This is a genomic window from Moorena sp. SIO4E2 (assembly GCF_010671945.1).
GTDB classification, from domain to species: domain Bacteria; phylum Cyanobacteriota; class Cyanobacteriia; order Cyanobacteriales; family Coleofasciculaceae; genus Moorena; species Moorena producens.
Genome location: NZ_JAAHIE010000897.1, coordinates 1 through 2,310, shown reverse-complemented (window position 1 = coordinate 2,310; position 2,310 = coordinate 1). Strand labels below are relative to the sequence as shown.

3 protein-coding genes are annotated in these 2,310 nt (G+C 42.0%); 2 read left to right on the top strand and 1 reads right to left on the bottom strand.

Going from position 1 to position 2,310, the window contains the following annotated elements; genetic code table 11:
• The first annotated feature begins 966 nt into the window (after positions 1-966).
• Positions 967-1,176, top strand: coding sequence for a type II toxin-antitoxin system HicB family antitoxin (locus tag F6K37_RS38725; protein WP_008178170.1), 210 nt, complete (start codon positions 967-969; stop codon positions 1,174-1,176).
• Between the two features lie 90 nt (positions 1,177-1,266).
• Positions 1,267-1,659, top strand: a complete 393-nt coding sequence (locus F6K37_RS38720; RefSeq protein ID WP_008178171.1) for a XisI protein — start codon at positions 1,267-1,269, stop codon at positions 1,657-1,659.
• Positions 1,660-1,716: 57 nt separating this feature from the next.
• Here F6K37_RS38720 and F6K37_RS38715 read toward each other — a convergent pair whose 3' ends face one another.
• Positions 1,717-2,022, bottom strand: a complete 306-nt coding sequence (locus F6K37_RS38715) for a hypothetical protein (RefSeq protein ID WP_044491916.1) — start codon at positions 2,020-2,022, stop codon at positions 1,717-1,719.
• Positions 2,023-2,310: the final 288 nt, after the last annotated feature.

The window sequence follows — 2,310 nt, the reverse complement described above, 5'->3', positions numbered from 1 at the left end:
GGCACTGGATGCGATCGCATTATCTTGTCGGGCACTGGATGCGATCGCATTATCTTGTCGGGCACTGGATGCGATCGCGTAATAGTCCAGCACTGGATGCGATGCTCTGAGCCGCTACGCGAACGCATAATCTTGTATGGCATGGGATGCGATGCTCTGAGCCGCTACGCGAACGCATAATATTTCCGGGCACTGGATGCGATGCTCTGAGCCGCTACGCGAACGCATTTTATTCTAATGATGTAGACAGGCTTTTTAGTATTTTAACTCTGACCTACTCTAGGCTCCCTAATTTTAGCTAATCAGCTCCCTTTTTATATCAGTAAATTAAAAAATAATGTCAAAGTAAATTAAACATAAATGAGTCTATAAATGGCTATTTAGGCTATTTGTAAATAAATGTAAATAATTTTTATTAACCCTTGCATTTTTTCGAGGATTTATCTATACTATAGAAGGTACACACTGAAACTAATAACCGCGCTGGTGAAGGTTAACGGCTATTACCAGCGCGGCTTTTCTCCCAACCAAGTAGGAGTTACTTCCATAATGGCAGAAAAATCACGATCATTAATCCCAACGTTTCAGCAACCTACCGGAGCTAATGATGCTGGTTTGGTTAAGAGTTGGAACTTTTTGCTTTTTTGCGCTTGCTGCGTTACCCTTTCGAGGGCGCACCCTACAAGATCGTGGGATTAGCCCAAAGGGCTAGGGCTTGGGGCGTTGCTTAATAATGGCATGATTTTAAGAGTAGGTGCGCGCCTCCTAGGGCTAGTAAATCGCCCTTGGGTCGTATGTAGCATGGGCATCTTGCCCGTTACAATATATTTTCGGGCGGGCAGGATGCCCACTCTACTCCTATTCAAAGGAAGACTGACGCAACGCCGGTAAATCAAGTCTTGAGGTTCCAATTGGGACTCTTAAAAATATATGGCGACAAGCTCAAATAGATGAGGATAAAATCTAATGCGCTATGCAGTTGTTATTGAAAAAGGAAAAAATAGCTACGGTGCTTATGTTCGAGATCTTCCTGGGTGTGTTGCGGTGGCAGAAACATTAGAAGACGTTAAACAATTAATTACTGAGGCAGTGATGTTTCATTTGGAAGGATTGAAAGAAGATGGATTAAGTGCTCCTGAATCAGTGTCATTCTGTGAGTATATTGAGGTGGCTTAGGGCACACCCATCACACTCAACCAGAAACGATACCGTGCGGGATCAGATTAGATTAGTAATTTATGATGTGAAACAGGAGGTAATTGTTCAATGGCTGTAGAGCAATATCGCCAGTATATTCGACATCTTCTTTCCGAACGTGCTCAACGGGCTTCACGGCAAACAATTGCGCCAGAATACGTAGGTGCGCGCCTCCTAGGGCGAGTAAATCGCCCTTGGGTCGCACCTGAGGTTCAGACCGTCTTTGATACAGAGCAGGATCACTACCAACTGCTGTATGTTGGTTGGCGTGGGAATAAACGTGATTTTGGCTGTGTTTTGCATCTTGATATCAAAGGTGGAAAAATTTGGATTCAGCATGATGGCACGGAAGAGGGACTTGCCAACCGATTAGTGGAAATGGGAGTGCCAAAAGAAGATATTGTTTTAGCTTTTCATGAACCTGAAGTACGCCAGTTTACGGGTTTTGGTACAGGTGAATAGATTGTCAATTAATCTATCGGTATCATTATCAGTAGTGGTTTTGTTAGGTTTTATTTTTTAAGCCAATTTTCCGAATGTAGTAAGTAATTTCTTGGAATTGCTATTTAGTAGTAACCCTTCTCTGTCTTCGACATCTGAAAGGTCTTCCACCATTTCTACTAAATAACCGTTTGGTTCTGCTACACACCAACAATAGGGATTAATTTTGTCCGGATGTCCTTCTGGTAAATCTGTTGCCACCATAGTTTGATAATGCCTAGCAATAAGTTTCGCTAACCACAAATAGTCTTTCCCTAGTGAAACTCCCTTTCTATAGGAAATAGTGATATCCATAGGAAAACCTATGTCATAGTCGTTTATCATTACAAAGGCTTCAGCTTGACTATCAGGATAGTTTAAGGTTTCACATCTTAGAGGATATCTGAAAAGTTTTTTGATACTGAATTTTGCCCCCCTGACCCCCCAACTTTGGGGGGAACAAGAGTCAATTTGCTTCTAAAAGTCCCCCAGAATTGGGGGATTTAGGGGGCTTGGATGTAGCAAATGAGACTTCTCAGACAACCTCTTAAATCGAGGCTTTTAGACAAAAATTGAATCAACTCATATTCATCTACTACTTTATTTAGGTAAAATTGTATTTCTGTAGACAAC